Annotated in this window: 4 protein-coding genes and 1 pseudogene; 2 read left to right on the forward strand and 3 right to left on the reverse strand. The window is 66.3% G+C overall.

Annotated features, from left to right (window positions below; genetic code table 11):
* Both BRAO375_RS14270 and BRAO375_RS14275 read left to right on the forward strand, forming a co-directional pair.
* Positions 1 to 1,920, forward strand: a pseudogene (locus BRAO375_RS14270) (hypothetical protein); the annotation flags it as partial.
* A gap of 86 nt (positions 1,921 to 2,006) precedes the next feature.
* Positions 2,007 to 3,725: a hypothetical protein gene (locus BRAO375_RS14275; protein WP_009028180.1), complete on the forward strand. Its 1,719-nt coding sequence runs from the start codon at positions 2,007 to 2,009 to the stop codon at positions 3,723 to 3,725.
* A gap of 381 nt (positions 3,726 to 4,106) precedes the next feature.
* Here BRAO375_RS14275 and BRAO375_RS38585 read toward each other — a convergent pair whose 3' ends face one another.
* The 3 genes from BRAO375_RS38585 to ccoG form a co-directional block, all read right to left on the reverse strand.
* Positions 4,107 to 4,262 (reverse strand): hypothetical protein, encoded by a 156-nt coding sequence (locus tag BRAO375_RS38585; protein WP_244423191.1) that lies wholly within the window; start codon positions 4,260 to 4,262, stop codon positions 4,107 to 4,109.
* A gap of 172 nt (positions 4,263 to 4,434) precedes the next feature.
* Positions 4,435 to 4,644, reverse strand: coding sequence for a hypothetical protein (locus tag BRAO375_RS14280; protein WP_035640288.1), 210 nt, complete (start codon positions 4,642 to 4,644; stop codon positions 4,435 to 4,437).
* A gap of 178 nt (positions 4,645 to 4,822) precedes the next feature.
* A partial coding sequence (ccoG, locus tag BRAO375_RS14285; protein WP_052536089.1) for a cytochrome c oxidase accessory protein CcoG occupies positions 4,823 to 6,127 on the reverse strand: 1,305 nt, incomplete at its 5' end.

Raw genomic sequence — 6,127 nt, forward strand, 5'->3', positions numbered from 1 at the left:
ACTGCTGGCGTGGTCGGCACTGGCGGCGCGGCGCTTGGCGGCGGATCGACGGCGCTCGCTAGTGGCGTCAACTCCGGCAAGGTCGATTGGAAAGGTGTCAAGCAGGATGCCGCCAAGTTCGGCAAGCAGGGTTTCGTCACAGGCCTGACAGCCGGGCTTGGCCACGCTTTGTCCGGCGCAGGCGCTGCCGCAAAGCTCGGCCAGCCGTTCGCGCAGCAGGCGGTGCGGCGCTGCCTGACCGAGGCAGGGATCAACGTGACCGGCGAGATCACGACGCAAGCGCTCGACCAACTGTTTCCGACGGTCACGATCGAGCAAGCCGCCGAGGCGAAGCAAAAGCAATTGGTGCCGGGGCCCGTCCGCGCGGCCTTGACCGGCTGCATCGGCGGCGTACTCGGCGTTCCCACCGCCAAATTGCGCGGTGGCGCGGCAACAGTCACCGACAAGGTTGTCGGTGGCGGCGTCGCGTTCGCCGACGCAAAGTTGCAAGGCATGGATAATCGGCAGGCGGCGGTCGCGGCTGCGCAATCGGTTGCGACCTCGCACTTGGTGGGACAGGGAACGAAGGGGAGCGAAGCGGCCAAACAGAAGGCGAATGCCGCCAAGGGCTCGGCCCCCACCGTTCATTCGGGCGAAACGACGCCGCCCATCAAGCCACCAACGCATCCTGCCGAAGCCGAACCGCCCAAAGGCGTCAGCAAGCCTGAACGGGGCAAGAGCGAGGATCATCCGGCGATCAAATCGCCGCCCGCTGCGCCCAAGCCGGAACTCGCCATCGAGCCCGCGCAGGCGTCCGCGAAAAAGCCGACCGTCAACGGTCATGAGGCGGTCGTCACCCCCAAGGGCGTCGGCGTGTGCAGCCCGGGTCCGTGCCCGGTCATCCACGTCGAGTATGCGAACGAATTGGCGCAGCATCCTGAGCTGGCGGACTGGAACGCGCGCATCCAGGCCATGCGGCAAAGCAATCCGCAGGAGGCTGCAAAGCAAGGCGCGGCTCTCATCCGCACCTGCGAAGCGGCGCGCAACAATGCGAGCCGCGCCGCCAATCAAGCTCCGGGATCCGGCGGCTCGGCGGCCGATCCTCCCGGTGGCCAAGCCGCCAACAAAGGCGGCCTTGTCGATCCGTTGCGTCGCGACGCCGAGCGGCTCGACGCCATGCGCAAGATTGCCGCGCGGCAGGAGGCGCTCGGCAAGACCGATCCCGACTTTGTCAGGCGTATTGAAAGGGAGACTGCGGAACTTCAGAAAAAGCAGAAAGCGGCGAAGCTCGGCAAGCCAGTGGCTGCTGCTGCGCCCGCGCCCGCGCCGAAGGCCCCCAAGCGTCTGGGAAAGCCGCTGCCTGAAGGCTTCGTCGACGAAGCAATCAAGCGCCTGGACGACCCGAACGCCTTCTCGCCCCACTTCAGCGAGAAGCGCGCGGCTCAAATTAAATCCGGCGAGAAGAACTTCGTCCTCGATCAACCGGTGACGCGCGGCGACATCGACGAGCCGCTGGCGGTCGGCGCACCAGGCATCAAGCCGCAGCGCGCCGTGGATCGCGCGATGGACCCGCACAACCGGCAGTTCCTTGACCCGGCCACGAACCGCAGAACCAAGCACGTCGGGACCGATCCGCGCGATGTCGCGCGCGGTCGCAAGAAGCTGGAGCCGGTGTCGCTGACCAAGGACCCCGATGCGCTGTTCACCCGCCGCTTCGACGAGACCCACGAGATGGCTGAAATTTTCGGTCAGGCCGTCGACCGGGTGAAGAACAAGGGAGAGCTCACGCCCACACAGCTCAAGAACCGTATCAACGAGGAAATCCGCCACATCATCAAGGATGGCAAGACACCGGCTGCCCGCACGGTACGCGACGTGCTGCAGAAGAACGGCTTCGTCTTCCGAGAGAAGGTCGGATGGGTGCTTGAGAAGGCGCCATGACTTGCCTGTCCCGATCCCTCGCATCCCGACATCAGACGCGTGCAACGACATAGCCATACTCAAAAACTGATTGCCCGGAGGACATCATGACGCTTCCATCAGGTGAACTGGCCCAGATCGTCTGGGCGGAGACCAAGCCGCTGGGCAGCGCGCCCGCCGACGGCAGCGGCAGCGTCAACGGCGTGCGGCGGCTGATCGCGCAGCTGGCGGCATCGGTGGATGGCGCGGGCTTCACCCGGCGCGACGTGCTGCCATCGGTGCAGGATCGCGAGCTCGGCGGCACCGTACGCGCGATCCTGGCGATCGCCGAGGATGCGCGCGGCGCCACCGCGCCGCAGAGCCGCGTCATCATCTGGGAGGCCGACGGCGAGACGCTGCAGCTCAACAGCACGACGAGCCCGCCGCCGCCCACGCCCTGGGCCGATCTCGCGGCCGACAAGATCACGCATCAGCTGCACCAGCCGCTCACCAACGGACAGACCGTGGACGTGTTCACGCGCGATGCAGCGACCGATGCGGGCTCCGGCGGTGCGGCGGTGTTCGTCAACGCGATGACCGGCACCGGCGTGCCCAGCGGCAGCGCGCCGATGGCCGAGCCGCGCGCGACGTCAAAAGCCATGCCGAGAGCGGGGGTCTTCCTGTTCGTCGTCGCACTCGGTCTGTTCGTGCTGTCGGCGCTCGGCGCCTACGGCATGGGCGTCGGCGCCCGCCTGTCACTCGGCCAATTCGTCCAGAACGCCCGCATCGCCACCGGCAGCACCGGCGACGGGCTGGACTGCACCGTGGCGACGACCGAGAAGCCGAACGTGCTCGACAGCGTCAGATGGCGGCCCAAACCCGACAAGGCACAGGATTGCCGCACCCAGTTCATGGCCGCGCAGTCGCTCGTCGCCTCGGCGCAATATCCCGCTCCAGATGCCAAGCCCGGCAGCAACGCCGCGCGGCCGACCACCTGGCCGGAATGGTTCGCCAGCAAGGCGCTGGAGTGGTCGAGCGTGGTCAACGGCACGATGTCGCTGGTAATCCCGTTCGGCCTCGCGCTCGCCTCGCTCTCGCTGCTGTTCATCGCGTGCGGCTTCGGCATCACCGGGCGCGCGCTCGGACCGATCATCGACGAGCGCAATCGCATGAGCCTGACACTGGCGCAACTCGTGATCTGGTCCGTCATCCTGCTGTCGGGACTGCTGGTGTGCGGCCTGTTCAACTACGGCTTCGGCGGATTGTTCATCACCGAGCTGCAGCAGCAGGCGGCGGCCGCCACCGCGGCCAAGGAGGTGCCCAACAACGCCAAGATCGCGCTCGACGCCTACAATCTGTTCCCGAGCATCCCGTTCTATCTCGCCCTGGTCGGCGGCTTCGCTGTGGCAACGCCGTTCCTGTCCCGCCTGATATCGAACTCGACCGTCGTCGGCACGCAGGAGCAGACCGCGCCCGACGCCGCCTCGCCGACGCAGGCGCCGAGATATCTCGCCGACAAAGCCGGCCCGGAGAAAGCCGCGCTGTCCGACATGGTGCTGCAGGAGGTGAAGGGACGCAGCGACATGGTCGACATCAACCGCGTCCAGCACGTCGCTATCACCGGCATCCTCAGCATCAGCTATCTCCTGGTGCTGTTCGACGTCGTCTCCAACATCGATGCCGTCCGCATCGTCTTCGCCGCCACGCAGAGCGCCTCGGTGCTGACCTCGATGCCGCAGATCGACGGCACCTTCACCTCGCTGCTGTTCGTCAGCCACGCCGCTTTGCTCGGCAGCAAGGTCTACGACAAGATGGTACCGGCGAAGCGGGAGGGCCAGGATCGCTGATCAATGGTCGCCACCCTCGCCCCAATCTCGTCACATCGACCGCCTGCCCGTCAGGCGACTCAGGACGGCGTCGCCGGCCGCTCGCCGGCGCAAAGCCGTTGCGGCGGCCGCACCGAGGGATGATTTTCAGAAGCGGGATCAACACCGTGACCGGCGTCAGCTCCCGCGCCTCAATTTTCCACTTTCGCTTTTTTTCGAATTCGTGATTGAGTGTCGCGGTCCCGCCTCGGCAAGAGGGGCGCATCGCGATCGTCACGACACGCGGGGTGGGATGCGGTGGCCGCGGCCATGCCGCAGCGTGCCGTGATGGCACGCGGACGAACGGCATGACGCGAACGTGAAGACGCGTGGTCCTGGCGCCCCGAAGCTGGCGCCAAGCCCTCAGGTGATGATGATCCCGAGGGCGACGGTGGCTAAAACGCCGGACACCGGGGAGAGCGCGTTATAAGCGTGAAACCCATCGCGCGGGGAATGCCGGGATGTCTCGGCTGAACCTGTGGTGACTGCCGCCTGCTTTTCTTTCTGCAGGCGGGCCATGGGTGCGGCCAGCGCCCGGCATTCCCCGCGCCCTCTTCTATCAAGGGCGAAACGGACTGGAGCAACCCGGACGCATCTGCGCCGCGGGACCGCTTCACGATGTCTCGTTGCTGCGATCCCCGACCCCTGCGCTGTTTGACTCCGTGAACGTCGCCGTCCGGCCCGGCCCGTGTCAGGCGGTGCGGCCCCGGCCGTTGCGGCTGATCTTCGCTGCGACGAAATAGGACAACGGCATTGCGACGACGAAGCCGACCAGTGCCGCGAGCGGCAGATCCTTCATCGGGCTCGCGACCAGCCCCTGCACCGTCAACAACGCGGTCACGGCGCTGCCCGCCAGCACGGTGCCCAGCATGACCCAGATGAGAACTGCGACCTTCAACATGTTTGTTTCTCCGTCAGTAGGAAGCAACGATCCCTTGACGTGCCGATGCTCTGCCTGCGGTCTTCGCGCATCATTGATCTGGAACAACCGTGACGGACAAAAAGAGGGAGAAGCGGTTGCTCCTCCCTCTTTCCTCATCAGTTGCAGTCGCGCTGCAAAGGCCCGAGCCAAGAGCGGCTCAGCGGCTTCCCGGCACGAAGTGATCGTGCTTGCTCACCGACGTACCGGTCGTGGGATCACTGATCCTGATCTCGATGTCGACCGGCGCCGGCGGAAGATCGGCGCCCTTGGCCTCGATCGACATGCGGATCTCGCGGGTCTGGTCCTGGCCGACGTCGATCACCATGCGGCCGTCGGCCTCGCGCGTCTCGCCGGCCACCGTGACCTTGGCGTTCGGCAGACCGACGACATCGAGCACGAAGTCGCGCGCGCCGCGCTTGTTGAGCAGACGCACCGTGTAGTCGTTGCGCACGCCGCCGTCGGACAGCTGCACGAACAGCGGATTGCGCTCATGCAGCACGTTGATGCCCATCGTGCCGCGCGTCGCCAGCGTGTACAGCATGATGCCGCCGACGATCGCGATGAAGCTCGCATAGGTGATCGTGCGCGGGCGGATGATCCGGTAGATCTCCGGCTTGCCCTCGCGGCGCCTGGCCACGTTGATGTCGGTGTCGTAGCCGATCAGGCCGGTCGGCCGGCCGATCTGGGTCATCACGCTGTCGCAGGCGTCGATGCACAGGCTGCACTGGATGCAGCCGAGCTGGATGCCGTTGCGGATGTCGACGCCGGTGGGGCAAACATTGACGCATTGATGGCAGTCGACGCAGTCGCCGGCCGGCGCGCCCTGCAGCCGCGCCGCCTCCGCCTTCTTGACCGACATCCGCGGCTCGCCGCGGTCGCCCTTGTAGGTGACGTTGAGCGCCCATTCGTCGGTCAGCGCCGCCTGGATGCGCGGCCACGGGCACATGTAGATGCAGACCTGCTCGCGGGCATGGCCGGCGAACATGTAGGTCGTGGCGGTCAGGATGCCGATCCAAAGGTAGGCCGTGAACGGCGCCTGGAAGGTGGCGAGGTCCTTCACCAGGGTCGGCGCGTCGTCGAAATACAGCACCCAGGCGCCGCCGGTCCACCAGCCGATCATGATCCACAGGAAGTGCTTGGTCGCCACCTTCCGGATGTGGCTGAAGGTCCAGCCGCGCTTGTCGCCGATCATGCGCTCGCGGCGGTCGCCCTCGACCCAGCGCTCGACGGCATAGAACAGGTCGGTCCACACCGTCTGCGGGCAGAGGTAGCCGCACCACAGCCGGCCGGCGACGGCATTCATCAGGAACAGGGCTACGGCCGCAATGATGAGCAGGCCGGTGAAGTAGTACACTTCCTGTGGCCACAGCTCGATGAAGAAGAAATAGAAGCGGCGGTGCGGGAAATCGACCAGCACCGCCTGGTTGGGCATGCCGGGACCGCGGTCCCAGCGCACGAATGG

Origin of the sequence: Bradyrhizobium sp. ORS 375 (assembly GCF_000239775.1) — a bacterium.
Taxonomy (GTDB): Bacteria; Pseudomonadota; Alphaproteobacteria; order Rhizobiales; family Xanthobacteraceae; genus Bradyrhizobium.